General features: G+C 54.2%; 18 protein-coding genes. 6 read left to right on the top strand and 12 right to left on the bottom strand.

The genetic code is table 11. The features are described from left to right. Nucleotides 1-6 precede the first annotated feature (6 nt). Together ABLU67_RS26910 and ABLU67_RS26905 are read left to right on the top strand one after the other, a co-directional pair. Nucleotides 7-2,400 carry a fimbrial biogenesis usher protein gene (locus tag ABLU67_RS26910; RefSeq protein WP_064380283.1) on the top strand — a complete coding sequence of 798 codons (2,394 nt, stop codon included), beginning with the start codon at nt 7-9 and terminating at the stop codon, nt 2,398-2,400. Continuing rightward, on the top strand, nt 2,391-2,951 hold the full coding sequence (locus ABLU67_RS26905) for a hypothetical protein (RefSeq protein ID WP_219558644.1): 561 nt from the start codon (nt 2,391-2,393) through the stop codon (nt 2,949-2,951). Before ABLU67_RS26910 ends, ABLU67_RS26905 begins: the two co-directional genes overlap by 10 nt. A gap of 53 nt (nt 2,952-3,004) precedes the next feature. Here ABLU67_RS26905 and gltD read toward each other — a convergent pair whose 3' ends face one another. Both gltD and gltB read right to left on the bottom strand, forming a co-directional pair. After that, the gene (gene gltD / locus ABLU67_RS26900) at nt 3,005-4,423 is read right to left on the bottom strand and encodes a glutamate synthase subunit GltD (RefSeq protein ID WP_004854608.1); all 1,419 of its coding nucleotides are present in this window, start codon (nt 4,421-4,423) and stop codon (nt 3,005-3,007) included. A 9-nt stretch (nt 4,424-4,432) separates the two neighbouring features. Continuing rightward, nucleotides 4,433-8,893 (bottom strand): glutamate synthase large subunit, encoded by a 4,461-nt coding sequence (gene gltB, locus ABLU67_RS26895; RefSeq protein WP_025108152.1) that lies wholly within the window; start codon nt 8,891-8,893, stop codon nt 4,433-4,435. Between the two features lie 673 nt (nt 8,894-9,566). On the opposite strand from gltB, the gene ABLU67_RS26890 reads away from it, so the two are divergent. The 4 genes from ABLU67_RS26890 to mtgA all read left to right on the top strand — a co-directional run bounded on the left by ABLU67_RS26890 (nt 9,567) and on the right by mtgA (nt 14,583). Beyond that, complete coding sequence (locus ABLU67_RS26890; protein WP_014226987.1) at nt 9,567-10,502, top strand: TIGR01212 family radical SAM protein; 936 nt, start codon at nt 9,567-9,569, stop codon at nt 10,500-10,502. A gap of 131 nt (nt 10,503-10,633) precedes the next feature. Beyond that, nucleotides 10,634-12,973 carry an aerobic respiration two-component sensor histidine kinase ArcB gene (gene arcB, locus ABLU67_RS26885; RefSeq protein WP_014226986.1) on the top strand — a complete coding sequence of 780 codons (2,340 nt, stop codon included), beginning with the start codon at nt 10,634-10,636 and terminating at the stop codon, nt 12,971-12,973. A 234-nt stretch (nt 12,974-13,207) separates the two neighbouring features. Further along, the gene (gene elbB / locus ABLU67_RS26880; protein WP_014226985.1) at nt 13,208-13,861 is read left to right on the top strand and encodes an isoprenoid biosynthesis glyoxalase ElbB; all 654 of its coding nucleotides are present in this window, start codon (nt 13,208-13,210) and stop codon (nt 13,859-13,861) included. Beyond that, nucleotides 13,858-14,583 carry a monofunctional biosynthetic peptidoglycan transglycosylase gene (mtgA, locus tag ABLU67_RS26875; protein WP_014226984.1) on the top strand — a complete coding sequence of 242 codons (726 nt, stop codon included), beginning with the start codon at nt 13,858-13,860 and terminating at the stop codon, nt 14,581-14,583. Before elbB ends, mtgA begins: the two co-directional genes overlap by 4 nt. A gap of 52 nt (nt 14,584-14,635) precedes the next feature. Here the strand turns inward: mtgA and npr are convergent, their stop codons facing one another. From npr to kdsD, 10 genes are all read right to left on the bottom strand, one after another. Beyond that, the gene (npr, locus tag ABLU67_RS26870; protein WP_004106170.1) at nt 14,636-14,908 is read right to left on the bottom strand and encodes a PTS phosphocarrier protein NPr; all 273 of its coding nucleotides are present in this window, start codon (nt 14,906-14,908) and stop codon (nt 14,636-14,638) included. Next, a complete protein-coding gene (gene rapZ / locus ABLU67_RS26865; RefSeq protein ID WP_004106169.1) occupies nt 14,905-15,759 on the bottom strand; it encodes an RNase adapter RapZ in 855 nt (284 codons plus the stop codon). Before rapZ ends, npr begins: the two co-directional genes overlap by 4 nt. Before the next feature lie 45 nt (nt 15,760-15,804). Continuing rightward, on the bottom strand, nt 15,805-16,293 hold the full coding sequence (gene ptsN / locus ABLU67_RS26860) for a PTS IIA-like nitrogen regulatory protein PtsN (RefSeq protein WP_004854593.1): 489 nt from the start codon (nt 16,291-16,293) through the stop codon (nt 15,805-15,807). Between the two features lie 65 nt (nt 16,294-16,358). Next, a complete protein-coding gene (gene hpf, locus ABLU67_RS26855) occupies nt 16,359-16,646 on the bottom strand; it encodes a ribosome hibernation promoting factor (RefSeq protein WP_004106167.1) in 288 nt (95 codons plus the stop codon). A 22-nt stretch (nt 16,647-16,668) separates the two neighbouring features. Continuing rightward, entirely contained in the window at nt 16,669-18,102 is a 1,434-nt protein-coding gene (gene rpoN, locus ABLU67_RS26850; RefSeq protein ID WP_025108150.1) for an RNA polymerase factor sigma-54, read from the bottom strand. Between the two features lie 47 nt (nt 18,103-18,149). Further along, complete coding sequence (gene lptB, locus ABLU67_RS26845) at nt 18,150-18,875, bottom strand: LPS export ABC transporter ATP-binding protein (protein WP_004125705.1); 726 nt, start codon at nt 18,873-18,875, stop codon at nt 18,150-18,152. 6 nt (nt 18,876-18,881) lie between these two features. After that, nucleotides 18,882-19,427 carry a lipopolysaccharide ABC transporter substrate-binding protein LptA gene (lptA, locus tag ABLU67_RS26840; protein ID WP_004125703.1) on the bottom strand — a complete coding sequence of 182 codons (546 nt, stop codon included), beginning with the start codon at nt 19,425-19,427 and terminating at the stop codon, nt 18,882-18,884. Beyond that, nucleotides 19,396-19,971 (bottom strand): LPS export ABC transporter periplasmic protein LptC, encoded by a 576-nt coding sequence (lptC, locus tag ABLU67_RS26835; protein ID WP_004854587.1) that lies wholly within the window; start codon nt 19,969-19,971, stop codon nt 19,396-19,398. Before lptC ends, lptA begins: the two co-directional genes overlap by 32 nt. Continuing rightward, nucleotides 19,968-20,534: a 3-deoxy-manno-octulosonate-8-phosphatase KdsC gene (gene kdsC, locus ABLU67_RS26830; protein WP_004854584.1), complete on the bottom strand. Its 567-nt coding sequence runs from the start codon at nt 20,532-20,534 to the stop codon at nt 19,968-19,970. The genes lptC and kdsC overlap by 4 nt, the downstream gene beginning before the upstream one ends. Before the next feature lie 14 nt (nt 20,535-20,548). Further along, the gene (gene kdsD / locus ABLU67_RS26825; RefSeq protein WP_004854583.1) at nt 20,549-21,535 is read right to left on the bottom strand and encodes an arabinose-5-phosphate isomerase KdsD; all 987 of its coding nucleotides are present in this window, start codon (nt 21,533-21,535) and stop codon (nt 20,549-20,551) included. Nucleotides 21,536-21,547 lie beyond the last annotated feature (12 nt).

Below are 21,547 nucleotides of genomic sequence, written 5' to 3'. Positions count from 1 at the left end.
ATATCTATGCATAAACAACGCCATTTTTCTTCCTGCAACTACGTATCTTTATGTTGTACCTTATCGCTGACTATATTTTTTTCTGCTGTTCTACAAGCCGAAGAGGTTACTTTTGACTCCGAAATGATTCACTCACGTGGGTTGAATATCAACCTTAACCGCTACTTTGCCCTGGCTCCACGTTTTCTTCCCGGTACACATTCAGTGCAGGTGAAAATTAATAATAGGGATAAAGGAACCGTGGCGGCGCGTTTTGGTGAGGATGGTACGCTTTGCATTGATAATGATTTTATTGAATTTGCCGGGTTAATGCCGGTTCCGTTGAAAAAAGATGAAGAGTGTCATGACATAGTTAATGATTATGCACAGGCAGTGGTTAAAGCCCTACCGGGTCAGGAAGCGGTAGAGCTGTTCCTACCGGCAGAAGCGTTGAACGACTTAAATGGCGACATTAAGAGTTTTCAGCGCGGCGGGATCGCCGGGTCGCTTAACTATAATCTGTTCAGTACACGCAGCGAATATGATGGTAGTGATGCCAGTCTCTACTCACAGGCCAGTCTGGAAGGTGGCCTGAATGCTGCTAGCTGGTCGTTGCGTAGCCGCTATATCCTCACCGACGATAATGGCATTAAAAATGCTGAAAGTATTTATACCTACGCCGAGCATGTTTTCGACATAATGAAGATGACAATGCAGCTCGGGGAGATTAATGCCAGATCGTACGTATTGAGTGGGGCGCCGATCCTTGGTGTTCAGTTGACGCCTACACGCGCTTTGCAAAGCCGCGGGAGTGGTATCAGTATTTCAGGGATTGCACGTAATGCCCAGGCTCGCGTTGAAGTACGCCAGAGCGGGCTGCTGATCTATAACACACTGGTGCCAGCCGGACCATTCACGATTGAGGATATGCCAGAGGTCCGTAGTAATGTGGATCTTGAGGTTACCGTTGTTGAATCCGATGGCTCAACCAGTCGCTTTATTGTTCCTGCCGCCTCCGTAAGGCGTTCATCGTTTTCTCGTCCCCAGGGAGTGTCTGTTTCAGTTGGTCAGGTGAACAAGATTAAGGGCGATCATGAAAATCCTTGGGTGTTTAACCTTTCTAACGACTGGCGTGTATTACAGCAACTGAATCTACTGTTCTCTGGCGCAATGGCGGAAAAGTATATTGCCTCGGGTGTTCAGACTGAATACTTACCAGCGGATAACTGGAGTGTATCCACCGGTGTCGCTGCAAGTCAGAAAAAGTATGGTGAGAAAAAAAATGGCGTGAAAACTGAGCTACAGACCTCGGTCAAGCTGGCGGAAACCCTGCGTTTATCCACAAGTGCAGCACATTTTAGCGACGGCTATCGTGAACTGACGGATGCTCTGAGTGATGATTTCCAGCCCTATACCAGTACATACTCGACTAGCCTGGCCTGGTCTACGTCGCTGGCCGGTACGGTCAGCGCAGGTTTTAACTACAGTAAAGGAAGCAGTGATTCGCGTAATTTGTTTTTCTTCTGGGGAAAAACCTTTAAATATGCCTCTCTTTCAGTGAATTGGCAGAGAGCGATAGGGAGCCAGAATGATGACACGTTCTACGTTAATCTAAGTATTCCGCTCGGTGGTCCGCAGAGTGTTAGCACTTATATGCGTAAACAAGGGAAAGATACTAGCTACGGTGTGCAGAATTCCGGTTCCTTGTCGCAGAATATGAATTACTACATCTCCGCTGACCGTGATAATAAAGGAAGTGAAAATAGCCTTAACGGCAGTTTGAATAGCAATCTGCATTATACGCAATTAGGCATAGGCGGCGGGCGCGTGGGTTCCCGCCACCGTAATTATAATGCCACGCTCTCAGGTGGGGTTGCGGCGCATAAAAGCGGCGTCACCTTCACGCCTTATACCATTCGGAATACGTTTGCCATTGCAAAACTGAGTGAATCGAAAGCTGGCGTTGAAATCAGTACTCCGCAGGGGACGGTCTGGACCGATTATTGGGGGCAGGCTGTTATCCCTGGGCTGAATGAGTGGCGTAATTCGCGCATTGAAATTGACGCGAACAAGCTGCCAGCGAGTATGACGCTGGCAAATGGAACAAAGTATGTGGCAGCTGCGCATGCTTCGGTGAGCGAAGTCGGTTTTAAAGTCCTGAATAACCGTCGGGTGATGATCCGCGTTAAGCGTGCGGATAACAGGGCGCTGGATAAGGGATTATCCATCGTTGATGAGAAAGGCAATTATATTGTCACCAGCGTGGATGACGGGCATGTTTTCCTTAATGAGGCTGAGCAGGTTTCGGCACTGTATGTCATGGACGATGATAATAACCGACTGTGCAAGATTGATTACATCTTAAGCGACAAGAGGGATGAAGACGCATTTTACGAAGAGGTGGACGGCGTATGTCGATGAATCAGTGGATAGGGATGCTGTTATCTGCGGGAATGTTGCTGTCAGGCACCGTTCGTGCCGAAGAGTGCCAGATTACGCTCTCCCGGACAAAAATTGATTATAACCAGATACGCCGTGATGACATTGTTTCCACTACCCAGAATTGGCACAAACTGTCTGAGTGGGAAGTGAATGTGAATGTTTCCTGTTCTGAAATGCATCAGATGGCGGTGCTGGTTCAGGGTTCTGCTGGCGAGAAAGGTCGCTTTTTGTTTGGCGCTCGCGGTGGGGTTGGGCTTAAGGTTGAAAATATTACCGTTGATGGCAAGTCCTACAGCGCTGGAAAAACAGCGGACCAGCTGAACTTTACGCCGGAGAGCGGGACAACATCTCCTCTGTATGTGCGTAACAATGAGGCGGTGATCGCCGTAGAAAATAATGTCGTGCCGCAAGGGAAGCAGATGAGTTTTCGCGTGATGCTGTTCCCCGTGCTCAACGAGAGTATGTTCAGTGGAAATACCGATAACACAACAATGGAAGCGGATATCGCCTGGCGACTGCTCATCAAATAGCACTTAGCTAAACGCTAAACGCCGGACGATTTTCTCATCCGGCGTTTTGTTTTTTACACTTCCAGGTAGTTCAGGATGCCGTCAGCCGCCTTACGGCCTTCGGCAATCGCGGTGACCACCAGGTCAGAGCCGCGAACGATATCGCCACCGGCGAAGATTTTCGGGTTGCTGGTCTGGAAGGCGTTGTCGCTACCTTCCGGCGCAATCACGCGGCCCTGAGAATCGAGCTCGACGCTGTGCTTCGCCAGCCATTCCATGCTGTGTGGGCGGAAACCAAATGCCATCACCACGGCATCGGCGGGCACCACATGCTCAGAACCGGCCACGATTTCCGCGCGGCGGCGGCCTTTTGCATCCGGCTGGCCCATCTCCGTACGCGCCATCTTCACGCCGCAGACTTTACCGTTGGCATTCACTTCAATGCCCAGCGGCTGAACGTTGAACTGGAATTCCACGCCTTCTTCACGCGCGTTTTTCACTTCGCGCTTCGATCCCGGCATGTTCTCCTCATCACGGCGATAGGCGCAGATGACGTGGGTGGCGTTCTGGCGAATCGAGGTGCGCACGCAGTCCATTGCGGTGTCGCCACCGCCGAGAACCACGACGCGCTTGCCTTCCATGCTAACGTACGGTTCATCCGCCGTTTCACCAAAGCCCATGATCTGCTTGGTATTGGCGATGAGGAACGGCAGCGCATCAAAGACCCCGCTGGCGTCTTCGTTTTCCAGCCCGCCGCGCATAGACTGATAGGTTCCGACGCCGAGGAACACCGCATCGTAATCTTTCAGCAGATCGTCGAGCTGTACATCGCGGCCCACTTCGATATTCAGTTTGAACTCGATGCCCATACCGGTAAAGATCTCGCGACGACGGGTCATCACCTCTTTCTCCAGCTTAAAGGCCGGAATACCAAAGGTCAGCAGGCCGCCGATCTCCGGATGGCGATCGAAGACCACCGCCTTCACGCCGTTACGGGTCAATACGTCGGCGCACGCCAGGCCCGCCGGGCCCGCGCCGATGATGGCGACGGTTTTACCGGTTTGTTTTACGCCGCTAAGGTCAGGACGCCAGCCCATTTCGAACGCTTTATCGTTGATATAGCGCTCAATGTTACCGATGGTTACCGCGCCGAACTCATCGTTCAGCGTGCAGGAACCTTCGCACAGGCGGTCCTGCGGGCAAACGCGCCCGCACACTTCCGGTAGGGTATTGGTCTGATGCGACAGTTCCGCCGCTTCAAAAATACGCCCTTCGTTGGCCAGCTTCAGCCAGTTCGGGATGTAGTTATGAACCGGGCACTTCCATTCGCAGTACGGGTTGCCGCAGGACAGACAGCGGTCTGCCTGCGCTTTAGCCTGGCCTTCTGAAAACGGCTCGTAAATTTCCACAAATTCAATTTTACGGATCTTCAGCGCTTTCTTTGGCGGATCAACTCGCTGTAAGTCGATAAATTGATAGACATTCTGACTCATCTTAACCCCTTACTGCGCCTGCACCCGCAGCTCAGCTGCGGAACGACTACGGTGACCCAACAGTGCTTTAACATCGCTGGACTTCGGTTTAACCAGCGCAAACTTCGCTGAGAAGGCCGGCCAGTTGGCCAGAATCTCTTCACCGCGCTGCGAACCGGTAAGCTGCACGTGCTCGGTAATTAAACCGCGCAGGTGCTCTTCATGGATGGCCAGAGAGTCAACGTCCAGCACTTCTACCAGCTCAGGGTTCACGCGTTTGCGGAAGTCGCCGTCTTCATCCAGAACGTAACCAAAGCCGCCGGTCATGCCTGCGCCAAAGTTGACGCCGGTTTTGCCCAGCACGCAGACGATACCGCCGGTCATGTATTCACAGCCATTGTCGCCAATGCCTTCGACGACGGTGATCGCACCGGAGTTACGTACCGCGAAACGCTCGCCTGCACGACCCGCAGCATACAGACGACCACCGGTCGCACCGTACAGACAGGTGTTGCCGATGATGCTGGCCTCATGGCTACGGAAGGCCGAGCCTACCGGAGGACGAATGGCGAGCAGGCCGCCGGCCATCCCTTTACCCACATAGTCGTTCGCGTCGCCGGTCAGATGCAGCTCAACGCCGCCGGCATTCCACACGCCGAAGCTCTGACCCGCGGTACCGCTAAAGTGGGCGATAATCGGATCGGCTGCCAGGCCCTGGTCACCGTGGGTCTGGGCGATATAGCCGGACAGCGATGCGCCAACGGAGCGGTCGGTGTTGCGGATATCGAACCAGAAAGTTTTGCTCTGCTTGCTGTCAACGTACGGTTTTGCCTGCTGCAGCAGCTGAGCATTGAGTACGCCATTGTCGAACGGCGGATTGTTCTCTGTGCAGTACAGCGCTTTGCCGGGATGCGGCTCCGCGGTTTCCAGCAGCTTGCTCAGATCCAGCTTCTGCTGTTTGGCGGTAAAACCGTCCAGCTCTTTCAGCAGGTCGGTACGGCCAATCAGATCCACCAGACGCTTCACGCCCAGCTGCGCCATCAGCTCGCGCGTTTCGCGGGCGATGAATTCAAAGTAGTTGGTGACCTTAAACGGCAGACCGTGATAGTGGTTCTTACGCAGTTTGTCATCCTGAGTCGCTACGCCGGTTGCGCAGTTGTTCAGGTGGCAAATACGCAGATATTTACAGCCCAGCGCGACCATCGGGCCGGTACCGAAGCCGAAGCTCTCAGCCCCGAGGATGGCCGCTTTGATGATATCAAGGCCGGTTTTCAGACCGCCGTCCACCTGCAGACGAATTTTGTGGCGCAGCCCGTTGGCAACCAGCGCCTGCTGGGTTTCCACCAGTCCCAGTTCCCACGGACAACCCGCATACTTCACGGAAGAGAGCGGGCTGGCGCCGGTGCCGCCGTCGTAGCCGGCAATGGTGATCAAATCCGCATAGGCTTTGGCTACGCCGGTGGCGATAGTCCCGACGCCCGGTTCAGAAACCAGCTTCACGGAGATCATCGCTTTCGGGTTAACCTGCTTCAGGTCGAAAATCAGCTGAGCCAGATCCTCGATAGAGTAAATATCGTGGTGCGGCGGCGGGGAGATCAGCGTTACGCCGGGTACGGAATAGCGCAGCTTGGCGATATAGGGGGTGACTTTATCACCCGGCAGCTGGCCGCCTTCGCCGGGCTTCGCGCCCTGAGCGACTTTAATCTGAATAACGTCGGCGTTAACCAGGTAAGCCGGGGTCACGCCGAAGCGGCCGGAGGCGACCTGCTTGATGCGCGAGACTTTATTGGTGCCGTAGCGTGCCGGATCTTCGCCGCCTTCGCCGGAGTTGGAGTTACCGCCGATGCTGTTCATTGCTTCCGCCAGCGCTTCGTGCGCTTCCGGGCTCAGCGCGCCGATAGACATCGCCGCGGTATCGAAGCGTTTAAACAGTTCGCTGGCCGGCTCAACGTCGTCCAGGTTCACCGTGGTTCCGTCCGGCGTTACGCACAGCAGATCGCGCAGCGTTGCCGCCGGGCGCTCGTTAACCAGCTTCGCGTACTGCTGGTAATCGCTGTATTCGCCGCTTTGTACCGCTTGTTGCAGCGTGCGCACCACGTCAGGGTTATAGGCGTGATATTCGCCGCCGTGGACGTATTTCAGCAGGCCGCCCTGATCCAACGGTTTACGCGCCAGCCAGGCACGTTTCGACAGGTTCAGCAGATCCTGCTGGAAATCCTCGAAGCCCGCGCCGCCGATACGGCTGACGACGCCCTGGAAGCACAGGTCGGACACTTCGCGATGCAGACCGACCGCCTCAAATAGCTTCGAGCAGCGATAGGAGGCAATGGTCGAAATCCCCATCTTCGACATGATCTTATACAGACCTTTGTTGATGCCGTTACGATAGTTCAGCATCACCGCGCGGTACGCTTTGTCGATGGCTTTGTTATCCACCAGCTTCGCCAGGGTTTCATAGGCGAGATACGGGTAGATAGCCGTCGCGCCGAAGCCGAGCAGCACGGCAAAGTGGTGCGGATCGCGGGCGCTGGCGGTTTCGACAATAATGTTGGCATCGCAGCGCAGGCTTTTATCGACCAGTCGGGTCTGGATCGCGCCTACCGCCATCGGAGCCGGTACCGGCAGACGGTTTTTGGCGATGTTGCGGTCAGAGAGCACCAGCAGAACGGTACCGCTGCGCACCATTTGTTCGGCTTTATCGCACAGCGCCTTCACGGTTTCAGCCAGCGTGGTTTCGGTGGCATCAAAAGTGATATCCAGGACGTCGGCGCGATAGTGCTCCTCTTCCATGGTGGTCAGCTGTTTAAAATCGGAGTACAGCAGAATCGGCGACTTGAAACTCAGGCGGTGCGCCTGGCCTTCCGCTTCGCAGAAGACGTTCATTTCACGGCCGATGCTGGTGGCCAGCGACATGACGTGCGCTTCGCGCAGCGGGTCGATCGGCGGGTTGGTCACCTGCGCGAACTGCTGGCGGAAGTAATCGTAAATGATACGCGGCTGGCTGGAGAGCACGGCAAATGGGGTATCGTCGCCCATTGAGCCGACCGCTTCCTGGCCGTTTTCACCCAGTACGCGCAGGACGGAGTCCAGCTCTTCGGCGCTGTAGTTGAACTGTTTCTGGTAGCTGGCGAGGGTATCATCATCCAGCTGGCGGCTACCGACTTCTTCGTCCGGCAGCTCTTCGAACGGCACCAGACGACGGACGTTTTTCGCCATCCACTCTTTATACGGGTGACGGCTTTTCAGATCGTTGTCGGTTTCCGCGGAGTGCAGAATACGCCCCTCGCGGGTATCGATAACCATCAGCTCGCCCGGGCCGACGCGGCCTTTTTCAACCACTTCATCCGGCTGGTAATCCCAGATACCGACTTCGGAGGCGCAGGTGATGAGCTTGTCTTTTGTGATCACATAGCGCGCCGGACGCAGGCCGTTACGGTCGAGGTTACAGGCGGCGAAACGACCATCGGACATCACGATGCCCGCCGGGCCGTCCCACGGTTCCATATGCATGGAGTTAAAGTCAAAGAACGAACGCAGCTCAGGATCCATGTCCGGGTTGTTCTGCCAGGCTGGCGGAACCAGCAGGCGCATAGCGCGGATAATGTCCATCCCGCCCGCCAGCAGCAGCTCCAGCATGTTATCCATCGAACTGGAGTCAGAGCCGGTTTCATTGACGAACGGCGCGGCGTCGTGGAGATCCGGGATCAGCGGCGTCTGGAACTTATAGGTACGGGCGCGGGCCCACTGGCGGTTACCGGTGATGGTGTTGATCTCGCCGTTGTGCGCCAGATAGCGGAACGGCTGCGCCAGCGGCCAGCGCGGCACGGTGTTGGTGGAAAAGCGCTGGTGGAACAGGCAGATTGCCGACTCCAGGCGCAGGTCCGCGAGGTCCAGGTAGAAGCGCGGCAGATCCGCCGGCATACACAGACCTTTATAAATGTTGACCAGGTTCGACAGGCTGCAAACGTAGAAATCTTTATCTTCCTGCAGACGCTTTTCGATACGGCGACGCGCGATGAATAAACGGCGTTCCATATCGCGCGGACGCCAGCCAGCCGGGGCGTTCACAAAGATTTGTTCAATACGAGGCAGCGAGGAGAGGGCGATTTCACCGAGAACGCCTTCATTGGTCGGCACATCGCGCCAGCCGACGATAGACAGCGTTTCGCGTTGAAGTTCTTCTTCGACGATGCGGCGCGCCGCTTTGGCCAGTTCAGGATCCTTATTAAGGAACAGCATCCCAACGGCATAATTTTTGGCTAAACGCCAGCCGCGCTCTTCCGCAACAATTCGGAAGAAACGATCGGGTTTTTGTAGCAGCAAGCCACAACCGTCGCCGGTTTTTCCATCGGCAAGAATCGCGCCGCGGTGCTGCATTCGGGCCAGTGCGTGTATAGCGGTTCGCACTACCTTGTGGCTAGGTTCGCCTTCTATGTGGGCGATCAGGCCGAAACCACAGTTATCCCTCTCAAGGGATTTATCGTACAACATATCAGTGAACCTCCCCAGGCTCTACGGGACACCCTCCGATACCGATTGCGCACGGGCACAGAAAGAGCATGGCGACGGGGTTTACACCTCGCATTCGCCCTCTTTAAATCCTTTTCGCATCGGTACACAAGTTTGAGGACTTGCTGTTAAGAGGGAATCTCAATTACTGCATAAATATGATGAGCAGAGCACTCATCCAGAAAGCTTCCAGCGGATTCCCAACTTATCGGGAATCCACACATACGTCAAATGGCAATCTTATTTATACAAAAATGTGCTATACAACACCTAATTTAATGATTTTTAAGAAAATAATGGCATTTTAAATGCCAGGGAAACGTACCGGTCGTCATAATTGAGTGTGATCTGTCTCACTATATCGACGGCGAGACATTATCCTTCTGTGCTGAATTGTTTTTTCATTGCAGTTTTTTAAACTGGTTTTTGTTTGATTTGCGGTGACTGATACTGTTTTATGCCCTGGTAAAGATAATGGCAAATCAGCGGCTATATATAAGGAAAACTCATTACCATACGGATGAATTAAATTGCAGTTATCTTGAGTGTTTATGCAATGAGATAGGCAGCCGCGTTGACGATTGATCCAGGTCATCGCCGTCGGTAGCTAAAAATGGCAGGCTTGGCCCCTTTCTTAAGGCCGGTCTATCAGATTATGCAGTTACAAAAATTAGTCAATATGTTTGGTGGGGATCTTATGCGCCGCTATGGTGAAAAGGTTCATAAACTGACGCTGCATGGTGGATTTAGCTGCCCAAATCGCGATGGCACTATTGGTCGCGGCGGCTGTACGTTCTGTAATGTGGCCTCTTTTGCCGATGAAGAGCAGCAGCACCGCTCGATTGCGGAACAGCTGGCCCATCAGGCGCAGCGGGTGAATCGTGCAAAGCGCTATCTGGCCTATTTCCAGGCTTATACCAGCACTTTTGCCGAGGTGCAGGTGCTGCGCGCCATGTATCAGCAGGCGGTCAGCCAGGCGAATATTGTCGGGCTATGCGTAGGGACTCGCCCGGACTGCGTCCCCGGCGCGGTACTGGATCTGCTGACTGAATATCGGGAGCAGGGGTATGAAGTCTGGCTCGAGCTGGGTTTACAGACCGCGCACGATAAAACGCTGCACCGAATCAATCGCGGCCACGATTTTGCCTGCTATCAGCGAACCACCCGTCTGGCACGCGAGCGCGGCCTCAAAGTGTGTAGCCACCTTATCGTGGGCCTGCCGGGCGAAGGGCAGCGCGAATGTCTGGAGACCTTAGCGCAGGTGGTAGAGACCGGTGTAGACGGCATTAAGCTGCATCCACTTCATATTGTGAAGGGCAGTATCATGGCCAGGGCGTGGCAGGCCGGCAGGTTAAACGGTATTGCGCTGGAAGCGTATACGGTCACTGCAGGAGAGATGATTCGCCATACTCCGCCAGACGTGATTTATCACCGTATCTCCGCCAGCGCCCGACGCCCGACGTTGCTGGCGCCGCTGTGGTGTGAGAACCGTTGGACCGGGATGGTTGAGCTGGATAAATATCTCAATGAATACGGCGTGCAGGGGTCAGCCATCGGGCGTTGCTGGATCTCTCCGGCTGCTGCCGAATAACGTCTTTTCCGGCTGACGGCTCTCCACCGTCAGGCGCGTAACTACAATCCTTCCCGCATTTTTGGCACAACTTACAGCGTCTTGCTCAGAATTGAGTATTATTGTGCGAAGTTGTCGCGAAGGAATCCCTTATGAAGCAAATCCGTATGCTGGCGCAGTATTATGTTGACCTGATGATGAAGCTGGGTCTGGTGCGCTTTTCAATGCTGCTGGCCTTTGCGCTGGTGGTGCTGGCGATCGTTGTGCAGATGGCCGTGACGATGGTGCTGCACGGCCAGGTGGAAAGTATTGATGTGATCCGCTCCATCTTCTTTGGCTTGCTGATTACCCCGTGGGCGGTCTATTTCCTGTCGGTGGTGGTTGAGCAGCTGGAAGAGTCCCGGCAGCGCCTCTCGAGGCTGGTGGAGAAACTGGAGGAGATGCGCGAACGCGATCTCAAGCTGAATGTGCAGCTTAAGGACAACATCGCCCAGCTTAATCAGGAAATCGGCGAACGTGAAAAGGCGGAAGCGGAACGTGAAACGACGCTTGAGCAGCTGAAAATTGAGATGAAAGAGCGTGAAGAGGCGCAAATTCAGCTGGAACAGCAATCCTCCTTCTTGCGCTCCTTCCTGGATGCCTCTCCGGACCTGGTTTTCTATCGTAATGAAGATAAAGAGTTTTCTGGCTGTAACCGAGCCATGGAACTGTTGACCGGTAAAAGTGAAAAGCAGCTTATTCATCTTAAGCCGCAGGATGTTTACAGCGAAGAGGTGGCGGAGAAGGTGCTGGAGACGGATGAGAAAGTCTTCCGCCATAACGTATCGCTCACCTACGAGCAGTGGCTGGATTATCCGGACGGGCGCAAGGCCTGCTTTGAAATCCGCAAAGTGCCTTATTATGACCGCGTCGGTAAGCGCCGCGGTCTGATGGGGTTTGGCCGCGATATTACGGAGCGTAAGCGCTATCAGGACGCGCTGGAGCGGGCCAGCCGTGATAAGACCACCTTTATCTCAACGATCAGCCACGAGCTGCGTACGCCTCTTAACGGCATCGTAGGCCTTAGCCGAATCCTTCTGGATACCGATCTTACCGATGAACAGGAAAGATACCTGAAAACCATCCACGTCTCAGCGGTAACGCTGGGTAATATCTTCAATGATATTATTGAGATGGATAAGATGGAGCGGCGTAAAATTCAGCTGGATAACCAGCCGGTGGACTTTACCGGCTTCCTGGCCGACCTGGAAAATCTCTCCGGCCTGCAGGCGCAGCAGAAAGGCCTGCATTTTGTGCTGGACCCCACGCTTCCGCTGCCGCATAAAGTGATCACCGATGGAACGCGTTTGCGCCAAATCTTGTGGAATCTTATTAGTAATGCCGTGAAATTTACTCCGCAAGGAGGGAATGTGAACGTCCGCGTGCGCTACGACGAAGGAGATATCCTGCACTTTGAAGTAGAAGATTCAGGGATTGGCATCCCTGAAGCGGAACAGGATAAAATTTTCGCTATGTATTACCAGGTGAAAGATAGCCAGGGCGGCAAGCCAGCGACGGGTACCGGTATCGGCCTCGCCGTATCGCGGCGCCTGGCGCGGAATATGGGCGGTGATATTTGCGTTACCAGCCTCCCGGGTAAAGGCGCGACTTTTACGCTTACCGTACACGCTCCGGCCGTGGCTGAAGAGGTCGAGGACACGCTGGCGGAAGATGAAATGCCATTACCTGCGCTGAACGTGCTGCTGGTGGAAGATATTGAGCTCAACGTGATCGTGGCGCGCTCGGTACTGGAGAAGCTGGGCAACAGCGTGGATGTGGCGATGACCGGCAAGGCTGCGCTGGAGATGTTTGTACCCGGCGAGTACGATCTGGTTCTGCTTGATATTCAACTGCCGGATATGACTGGACTCGATATTTCTCGTCAGCTGAAACAACGCTTTGCCGCCGATGAGCTCCCGCCGCTGGTGGCGCTTACTGCTAACGTGCTGAAGAACAAGAATGAGTATCTGGATGCGGGAATGGATGATGTTCTTAGTAAGCCATTATCGGTTCCGGCATTAACCGCGATTATCAAAAAATTCTGGGATGCGCCGGAAGAAGAGGAGAATGCAATGCCATCTGTAGATAGCAGTAAATCGGCTTCTGTACTGGATATTCCGATGCTTGAGCAGTATATCGAACTGGTAGGGCCGAAGCTGATTAATGACGGTCTGGCCGTTTTTGAAAGAATGATGCCGGGCTACCTGGCGGTCCTGGAATCCAATTTAACCGCTCGCGACCAGAAAGGCATTGTCGATGAGGGTCATAAGATTAAAGGGGCTGCGGGCTCAATCGGTTTGCGCCATATCCAGCAGTTAGGGCAGCAGATTCAAACGCCGGATTTACCTGCGTGGTCGGATAACGTGGGTGAATGGGTTGAAGAGATGAAATCAGAGTGGCAAAACGATGTCGCGGTGCTGAAAGCGTGGGTCGCGGCGGCAGATAAAAAATGACCCCGGATAAACCGGGGTGCGCGAATACTGCGCCAACACCAGGGAACTGGTCGTTACGCCAGAATCATTTGAGTGATTTTTTTACACGGCGCAACCTGAGGATTTGGCTTACTCGCTCATTAAGATAGCAAACCTTAAATAGTTTGTTACATGAAACAGTAAAATATGTGAAGCATAGCGAGTAATTCAAAATTTTTGACTGCTTTCATAAAGTTGTACTAAGGGGCTGATGTGATGAAGAAAATTGGTGTGGTGCTGAGCGGCTGCGGCGTTTATGACGGAAGTGAAATTCATGAAGCCGTCATTACCCTGCTGGCAATAGCCCGCAGCGGCGCTCAGGCCATCTGCTATGCGCCAGATAAAGTGCAAACCGATGTTATCAATCACCTGACCGGCGAAGCGCAGGCGGAAAGCCGTAATGTGCTCGTGGAAGCGGCGCGTATCGCACGCGGAGAGATTCAGCCTTTGGCCAATGCCCGAGCGGATGCGCTGGATGCGCTGATCGTCCCCGGCGGTTTTGGTGCAGCAAAGAACCTCAGCAGCTTTGCTTCACAGGGGAGCGAATGTGAAGTCGATCGCGATCTCAAGGCGCTGGCGCTGGCGATGCATCAGGCGGGTAAACCGTTGGGCTTTATCTGTATCGCTCCGGCACTGTTGCCGAAAATATTTGCTATACCGCTACGCGTGACCATTGGTACCGATCTTGATACTGCCGACGCGGTTGAGGAGATGGGGGCTGAACACGTGCCTTGCCCGGTCGACGATATTGTGGTGGATGAAGACAACAAAGTGGTGACGACCCCCGCGTATATGCTGGCGCAGAACATCGCCGAAGCGGCGAGCGGCATTGAAAAACTGGTCTCTCGCGTATTGGTTCTGACGGCATGACATTTCGCTTTTCGCCGTTGCGGTTGATTAAGCGCTTTGTGCTGAGGCTGCTGTTGGCTTGTGCGGTGCTATGGGGCGGCGGGATTGCCCTGTTTAGCTTCGTACCTGTTCCTTTTTCGGCGGTGATGCTGGAGCGGCAGGTCGGCGCCTGGCTTTCAGGGGATTTTCATTACCTCGCCCATTCCGACTGGGTGGACATGGATGAAATTTCGCCGTGGATGGGGCTGGCGGTTATTGCCGCAGAAGATCAGAAATTCCCGGAACACTGGGGATTTGACGTCACGGCCATTGAGAAGGCGCTGGCGCATAATGAACGCAATGAGAACCGCATTCGCGGCGCCTCAACCCTGTCGCAACAGACGGCAAAAAACCTGTTTCTGTGGGACGGCCGCAGCTGGCTGAGAAAAGGGCTGGAGGCGGGACTGACCGTCGGCATTGAGACAGTATGGAGTAAAAAGCGGATCCTCACGGTCTATCTCAATATTGCTGAATTTGGTGAGGGGACGTTTGGCGTTGAAGCCGCGTCGCAGCGCTATTTTCACAAACCGGCCAGTAAACTGACGGCTTCCGAAGCCGCGCTGCTCGCTGCGGTGCTGCCTAACCCAATACGCTTCCGCGCCGATGCGCCATCGGGTTATGTTCGCAGCCGTCAGGCGTGGATCCTGCGCCAGATGAGGCAGTTAGGTGGGGAAGGGTTTATGCAGGCGAATAAGCTGCATTGATGATTTCACAACCGGTAACCCGGAAGGCACGCTGCTGCCGGGGGAATGAAAGCTAATCCTCATCAAACCCGGCGTTGAACAGCGCGATAACCGCTGCCAGCGCCTCCACTTCCTGTGGGCCGTTGGCTTCAATCTCGATCTGACGCCCTTTAGCTGAATCGAGCATCAGCAGCGCAATCACGCTATTTGCTTCCGCTTCGGTACCTTCATCATTACGCAGCAGCACCTCGGCATCATAGTTCTGCATTAATTCAAACAGCTTCATCGCCGGGCGAGCGTGCATGCCCAGCTTATTGGTGATTTCAACGGTTTGCTTAACGGTCATGATTTGCGTTTTTCCAGCGTCCGATGACGAGACTGCACGTTCTTACCGCGCGAGCGGAAGTAGTCAGCCAGCTGTTCGGCGATGTAAACCGAACGGTGTTTACCACCGGTACAACCAATGGCCACCGTCAAATAGCTGCGGTTATTGGTCTCCAGCATAGGTAACCATAGCTCAAGATAGCTGCGGGTCTGGTAGATAAAATTGTGAACTTCCGTGTGCCGGTCGAGGAAGGCGGCGACGGGCTTATCGAGGCCGGTCATGGGACGAAGCTTCGGATCCCAGTGCGGGTTCGGCAGAAAGCGCACGTCAAAAACGTAGTCGGCATCGATAGGTATACCGTGCTTAAAGCCAAAGGATTCAAACACCATCGTCAGTTCGCGCTCGCGTTTGCCTAATAAACGCGTGCGCAGCATTTCTGCCAGCTCATGCACCGACATTTCTGAGGTATCGACGATCAGGTCGGCGCGGGAACGCAGAGGCTCCAGCAGGTCGCTCTCTTCATCGATGGCGCTTTCCAGCGACAGGTTTTTACTGGACAGAGGATGTAAACGACGCGTGTCGCTGTAGCGGCGAATCAGGGTGTTACGATCGGCATCCAGGAACAGCAGCTGAGGTGAAAATTCTGCGGGCAGATTTTTCATCGCCTGCTCGAAGATTTCCGGCGACTCGGGCATGTTACGCACGTCAATGCTGACGGCTGCCGAGATGTTTCTGTCGGCGAGCGAGCGCGCCAGCTCGGGCAACAGCACAACCGGCAGGTTATCGACGCAGTAAAAACCCATATCTTCCAGCGCTCGCAGGGCGACGGATTTCCCCGACCCTGAACGGCCGCTGACGATCATCAGTACCATGTACCGTTTCTCCTCAGTACGAAAAAGAGTAAGGTGCGACTTCCGTTACGCCTCATTATTACTTCCCGCTTCAGTAATGATTTCATACAGCTCTTCATCACTTTGCGCAGCGCGCAGGCGGCGGCAAATAGTTTTATCTGCCAGACGTTTCGCCACCAGCGAGAGCGTATGCAGATGCGTTTTAGTTTGATCGGCCGGGACAAGAAGGGCAAACAGCAGATCGACGGGTTGATTGTCGATAGCATCGAAGGCAATTGGGGTTTCCAACTGAACAAAAACGCCCACGGCCCGCAGCGTATCCTCTTCGAGTTTACCGTGTGGGATCGCAATACCGTTGCCAATCCCGGTACTGCCCATTTTCTCACGGGTGAGGATCGCCTCGAAGACGATCTGGGGCGGTAAGCCTAGCTGCTTTGCCGCCAGCTCGCTGATGATTTCCAGCGCGCGTTTTTTGCTCTGGCAGTGAACCTGGCTACGGGTACATTCCTGGTTAAGGACATTGCTCAGTTGTAGAGCCGAATCGTTATTTATCATAATTTCACCTGAGCTCTCCTGGCCAACCGCCTGCGGGCGGTTGGCGTAGGCTATTGCCCGGACAATTAGTGTTGTTTCAGTTTATCTTTATGTTTTGTTAGCTGTCTTGCCAGCTTATCGATAAGACCATCGATCGCAGCATACATATCCTGCCCTTCCGCACTGGCATGGATTTCACCACCGTTGACATGCAGATTGGCGTCCGCTATTTGCGTCACCTTCTCCACTTTTAACACAATGTAGACCTGGTTGATCCTGTCGAAAAACTGCTCCAGTTTGCTGAACTTCGCGGTAACGAAATCGCGCATCGCGGGGGTTATTTCAACGTTGTGTCCTGTAATGTTGAGCTGCATAGTGTCTTCCTTATCGGTTGGGTCAAACCAGCTGCTTACGCTGATTTGACGGCGGAATGGATAAAGACTCTCGGTACTTAGCAACGGTTCGCCGCGCCACCATAATACCCTGATCGGATAGCAGGGTGGTGAGCTTACTGTCACTCAATGGTTTCGCGGGGTTTTCCGCGGCGATTAATTTCTTCACCAGCGCACGAATGGCCGTCGACGATGCTTCGCCGCCGCCTTCGGTGTTTACATGGCTGGAGAAGAAATACTTCAGCTCAAAAATACCGCGCGGACTGTGCAGGTATTTTTGCGTAGTAACGCGTGAAATGGTGGATTCATGCATTTCGACGGCCTGAGCGATGTCCGCCAGCACCATCGGTTTCATAAACTCTTCACCTTGTTCAAAAAAAGCCTGCTGCTGTTCGACAATGCAGCGGCTGACGCGCAGAAGGGTGTCGTTGCGGCTCTCGAGGCTCTTGATAAGCCAGCGCGCTTCCTGCAGGTTGCTGCGGATAAACTGGCCGTCCGCGTCATTGCGCGTACTGTTACCCATGGCGGCATAGTGCTGGTTGATCTTCAGGCGCGGAAGGCTATCTGAATTGAGCTCAACGACCCAACGATCGTTCACTTTACGCACCAGAACGTCAGGAATGACATATTCTGGCTCGCCAGTCTGGATCGACTGGCCCGGGCGCGGATCCAGCGATTGGATCAGATTTACCGCTTCCTTTAGCACGTCTTCTTTGAGGCGGGTCACGCGCATCAGGCTACGGAAGTCGTGATTGGCAAGCAGATCAAGGTGTTCGCTGATGATCAGGCGAGCTTCATCAATCCACGGCGTCTCTTTGGCAAACTGTGAAAGCTGAACCAGCAGGCAATCGCGTAAATCTTTTGCCGCTACGCCGACGGGATCGAAACGCTGAATGCGCTTGAGAACCGCTTCTACTTCTTCAAGCCCGATTTCATCATCGCCAATACTTTCCACGATGTCTTCGACAGGAACGGTCAGGTAGCCAGTATCATCAACGGCATCGACGATAGAGGTCGCGATCGCGCGATCGGTATCGGTGAAGGGCGTCAGTTCAACCTGCCACATCAGATAATCCTGCAGGCTTTGCGTGGTCTCGCCCTGGTAGACGGGCAGTTCATCATCCTGGTAATCAACGCCGTTGCCTGACGGCGTTCCGGCGGTGTAAATCTCATCCCAGCTGGCATCAAGCGGCAGCTCTTCGGGCATGTCTTTCTGCTCAAGGGCATCGACGGTATCCAGAGACTCACGATCTTCGGCCTCTTTGGTTTCTACCTCATCGTGAAGATCGGTTTGCTCCAGCAACGGGTTGCTGTCCAGCGCCTGCTGGAGTTCTTGCTGGAGTTCTAACGTGGACAGCTGCAGTAGACGAATCGCCTGCTGCAGTTGTGGCGTCATGGCAAGCTGTTGGCTTAGCCTTAATTGCAAACCTTGCTTCATATTCAGGGCCAATATCTCCGGCTAAAACGTCTGTAACCTCTACCCTATCAGAGTCTGAAGTCTTCCCCAAGATACACGCGCTTAACCTGCTCGTCTTCAAGGATTTGCTGTGGCGTACCGTGAGCTATCAGGTGGCCCTGGCTGACGATATAAGCACGCTCACACACGGCCAGCGTTTCCCGGACGTTATGGTCGGTTATCAGGACGCCAAGACCGCTGTCGCGCAGGTGTTCAATAATGCGTTTGATATCAATGACGGAGATGGGGTCCACGCCGGCGAAGGGTTCATCCAGCAGGATAAATTTCGGGTTAGCGGCCAGCGCGCGGGCGATCTCGACGCGGCGGCGTTCACCACCGGAGAGCGCCTGGCCGAGGCTATCGCGCAGATGCTCAATGTGAAACTCCTCCATCAGCTCTTTCGCCCGGTCTTCACGCTGCTCGTTGCTCAGGTCGTCGCGAATCTGCAGTACCGCCATCAGGTTATCGTAAACGCTCAGGCGGCGGAATATGGAGGCCTCCTGCGGCAAATAGCCGATTCCGCGACGCGCGCGCGCGTGCAGGGGCAGCAGGCTGATATCTTCATCATCGATGATAATGTTGCCGGCGTCGCGCGGTACGATACCAACGACCATATAGAACGTGGTGGTTTTACCGGCACCGTTCGGACCGAGCAGACCAACAATCTCGCCCGAATTCACGGTCAGGCTGACGTCTTCTACAACGCGGCGGCCTTTATAGGCTTTAGCAAGATTCTTTGCAGTTAATGTTGCCATAACGAATTACTTACCCTTCTTTGACTGATCGCTACCCTTGTCCTGCAGCTGCGAAGGAACCAGAACCGTGGTCACGCGCCCGCCTTTATTGCTGAAGGCCTGCATTTTTTGCTCTTTCACCAGGTAAGTGATTTTGTCGCCCTGGATATTGCTATCGATCTGTTCCAGATGCGCATTGCCGGTCAGGACGACAAAGTCGTTTTGCAGTTCATAATGCATTTTCGACGCGCGGCCTTTTACCGGCTTACCGTTGTCCTGCATCTGGTAGAAGGTGGCCGGGTTACCGTAGCCATCAATAACCTCTTTGCCTTTCTCTCCACCCGGACGGGTCACAACAACTTTGTCGGCGTTGATTTTGATCGTTCCCTGAGTGACGACAACATTCCCCGTAAAGGTGACGACGTTGCCCTGCATATCCAGCGACTGCTGATCGGATTCAATGTGAATCGGCTGATCGGTATCACCTGTCTTTGCCTGTGCCGACAGGCTGGCGGCCAGTAAGGCGCTGGCGAGCGCAATCTTAAGGCTGAGTTTGTTTGTTCTGAATTTCATATGAGGTTCTAACCTTTTCAATCAGCTCGGCATTTTTACTGCGCAGGTTCCCGCGCATTTTCAGGCCGCTGGAATTAAATGTTGTTCCGTACAACGTCACCATGTCATCGGAGGTAACATCCTGCGTCACCAGGTTTATCTGGGCGTTATCCGTCGTAATTTTGCGCAGTTGAGAATCCGCCGTCAGCGCATTTACCTCAACGTGCCCGTAAAGATACAGCATGCGGTCATTCGTCAACTTAGCTTTATCCGCTTTGATAGACCAGGTTGGTACTTTATTGGTATCAAAGGTGGTCATCACCGGTTTTGTGAACCACGAGAGCTGCTGTTCGGAAAAATACTCCACGTGTTCCGCGATGAGCCGGTAGTTAAGCGCCCCTTCGGGGCTATACACGACGGTATCAGTATGCTCGCTGGTATACGTTGGATCGTCAGGATTGATCGCTTGCTGGGTGGTATCGTCCGTACTCGCCAGGTTCAGGCCGATCAGGATCAGCGCGACCAGCGACAGTAAAATGATAACCCAACGTCTGGTTTTACTCATATAGATTGCCCTTTGGCCTCATCCAGCTTGCCCTGCGCCAATAGTAGCAAATCGCACACTTCGCGTACCGCTCCGCGACCCCCGTTGATACGAGTAACGTAATCCGCGCGCGGGAGCAGCAACGGATGCGCATCGGCTACCGCTATGCTTAAACCTACTTCAGCCATCACCGGCCAGTCGATCAGATCGTCGCCAATATAGGCGACTTCATCCGCGCTAACGGCCAGTTTATTGAGTAGTTCACGAAACGCCAGCAGCTTATCCGACTGCCCCTGGTAGAGATGCGTAATGCCCAGCGTTTGGCAGCGATCTTCCACCAGTTTAGCGTTTCGCCCGGTAATTATCGCCACTTCAATATCTGAAGTCAGGGCGCAGCGGATACCGTAGCCGTCGCGCACGTTAAACGCCTTCAGCTCTTCGCCGTTGTTACCCATATAGATAAGACCGTCGGACAAAACGCCGTCTACATCAAGTATCAATAAACGGATCTTCGCCGCCCGGTCAAGAAAGTCCTGGCTTACCGGCCCGTAGCAGGTCGCTATCAGGGCATCAGCATTATTCATTATTTTTTCCTTACTTACACTACGCCCGCGCGCAGGAGATCGTGCATATGTATCACACCTACCAGACGGTCGCCATCAGCAACCAGCACGCAGGTGATATGACGGGACTGCATCAGGTTCAGCGCATCAACGGCCAGCGTGCCGGGACGGATGCGGATTCCGCCTCGCGTCATCACTTCGGCAATACTGGCGTTACGCATATCAATGCCGGTATCAAATACGCGGCGCAGATCGCCATCGGTGAAGATGCCGATGATATTCATTTCATCATCGCAAATGGCGGTCATGCCTAAATTTTTGCGCGTGATTTCCAGCAACGCATCGCGGAGCGTGGCCTCCAGGCCAACGTGCGGAATTTCATCGCCGGTGTGCATGATATCATTGACCCGCAGCAGTAGCTTACGGCCCAGAGCGCCGCCAGGATGCGATAGCGCAAAATCTTCAGCGGTAAAACCGCGGGCTTCCAGCAGCGCTACGGCAAGGGCATCGCCCATGACCAGCGCGGCGGTGGTGCTTGACGTGGGGGCCAGCCCTAACGGGCAGGCCTCTTTGGGCACCTTCACGCACAGGTGAATATCCGCCGCGCGCGCCATGCTGCTTTCCGGTCGGCTGGTGATACAAATCAGCGCCACCTGCTGGCGCTTAAGCACCGGAATCAGGGCGAGGATTTCATTTGACTCGCCCGAGTTGGATAGCGCGATCACCACGTCGCATGGAGTTACCATGCCTAAATCGCCGTGCGCGGCCTCACCGGGATGAACGAAGAAAGATGACGTTCCGGTACTGGCGAAAGTGGCTGCCATTTTTCGCCCGATATGGCCGGATTTCCCCATTCCCATCACCACAACTTTACCGGTACAGCGGAAAATGGTCTCACAGGCACGGGTAAAATCTTCATTAATGTATTGATCGAGCTGGGCCAGACCTTCACGTTCAATGTCCAGAACCTCGCGGCCTGCCCGTTGAAAGTCAAAATCCGCTGGCAAATCTATTTGCGACATAATGTTATCCCG

It is taken from the genome of Klebsiella sp. GN_Kp190 (assembly GCF_040061795.1).
Taxonomy (GTDB): domain Bacteria; phylum Pseudomonadota; class Gammaproteobacteria; order Enterobacterales; family Enterobacteriaceae; genus Klebsiella; species Klebsiella michiganensis.
This window is presented reverse-complemented; position numbering and strand designations above follow the sequence as displayed.

What these genes read in the sequence shown, in the direction of transcription:
- lptC (WP_004854587.1), bottom strand. Translation starts at nt 19,971, where the DNA reads ATGAGTAAAACCAGACGTTGGGTTATCATTTTACTGTCGCTGGTCGCG.
- ABLU67_RS26890 (WP_014226987.1), top strand. Translation starts at nt 9,567, where the DNA reads ATGCAGTTACAAAAATTAGTCAATATGTTTGGTGGGGATCTTATGCGC.
- ptsN (WP_004854593.1), bottom strand. Translation starts at nt 16,293, where the DNA reads ATGATAAATAACGATTCGGCTCTACAACTGAGCAATGTCCTTAACCAG.
- mtgA (WP_014226984.1), top strand. Translation starts at nt 13,858, where the DNA reads ATGACATTTCGCTTTTCGCCGTTGCGGTTGATTAAGCGCTTTGTGCTG.
- hpf (WP_004106167.1), bottom strand. Translation starts at nt 16,646, where the DNA reads ATGCAGCTCAACATTACAGGACACAACGTTGAAATAACCCCCGCGATG.
- kdsC (WP_004854584.1), bottom strand. Translation starts at nt 20,534, where the DNA reads ATGAATAATGCTGATGCCCTGATAGCGACCTGCTACGGGCCGGTAAGC.
- ABLU67_RS26905 (WP_219558644.1), top strand. Translation starts at nt 2,391, where the DNA reads ATGTCGATGAATCAGTGGATAGGGATGCTGTTATCTGCGGGAATGTTG.
- npr (WP_004106170.1), bottom strand. Translation starts at nt 14,908, where the DNA reads ATGACCGTTAAGCAAACCGTTGAAATCACCAATAAGCTGGGCATGCAC.
- rpoN (WP_025108150.1), bottom strand. Translation starts at nt 18,102, where the DNA reads ATGAAGCAAGGTTTGCAATTAAGGCTAAGCCAACAGCTTGCCATGACG.
- lptA (WP_004125703.1), bottom strand. Translation starts at nt 19,427, where the DNA reads ATGAAATTCAGAACAAACAAACTCAGCCTTAAGATTGCGCTCGCCAGC.
- arcB (WP_014226986.1), top strand. Translation starts at nt 10,634, where the DNA reads ATGAAGCAAATCCGTATGCTGGCGCAGTATTATGTTGACCTGATGATG.
- gltD (WP_004854608.1), bottom strand. Translation starts at nt 4,423, where the DNA reads ATGAGTCAGAATGTCTATCAATTTATCGACTTACAGCGAGTTGATCCG.
- lptB (WP_004125705.1), bottom strand. Translation starts at nt 18,875, where the DNA reads ATGGCAACATTAACTGCAAAGAATCTTGCTAAAGCCTATAAAGGCCGC.
- gltB (WP_025108152.1), bottom strand. Translation starts at nt 8,893, where the DNA reads ATGTTGTACGATAAATCCCTTGAGAGGGATAACTGTGGTTTCGGCCTG.
- elbB (WP_014226985.1), top strand. Translation starts at nt 13,208, where the DNA reads ATGAAGAAAATTGGTGTGGTGCTGAGCGGCTGCGGCGTTTATGACGGA.
- rapZ (WP_004106169.1), bottom strand. Translation starts at nt 15,759, where the DNA reads ATGGTACTGATGATCGTCAGCGGCCGTTCAGGGTCGGGGAAATCCGTC.
- kdsD (WP_004854583.1), bottom strand. Translation starts at nt 21,535, where the DNA reads ATGTCGCAAATAGATTTGCCAGCGGATTTTGACTTTCAACGGGCAGGC.
- ABLU67_RS26910 (WP_064380283.1), top strand. Translation starts at nt 7, where the DNA reads ATGCATAAACAACGCCATTTTTCTTCCTGCAACTACGTATCTTTATGT.